Origin of the sequence: Oceanobacillus saliphilus (genome assembly GCF_023522835.1) — a bacterium.
In the GTDB taxonomy this organism is placed as follows: Bacteria; Bacillota; Bacilli; order Bacillales; family Amphibacillaceae; genus Oceanobacillus; species Oceanobacillus saliphilus.
On the sequence record NZ_JALCZU010000138.1, the window covers coordinates 1 to 269 of the forward strand.

General features: G+C 43.9%; 1 pseudogene. It reads right to left on the bottom strand.

Going from position 1 to position 269, the window contains the following annotated elements:
* Window positions 1-269: pseudogene (locus MN204_RS20715) on the bottom strand (MFS transporter); the annotation flags it as partial.

Here is a 269-nt window from a genome sequence, read left to right on the forward strand (position 1 = left end):
TCAAAATAATTAACACCATTAACACAATCAGTTGAATCGTCCAACTATGCCATAGCCCAAAACCGTAACCAAATAGCGTTGGTCCAAAGGCGGCCAATAGATATCCTCCTGATTGGGCCATTCCTGACAATTCTGCCGTTCGAGTTGGGGTCGTTGTCTTAACTGAGAACATCGTTAACAAGTATGGGAACAACGCCCCACCAGAGAAGCCCATTAATAGATTAACAACCAACCAAAACAGGAACCCATGGCCATTAAAGAGCATCATG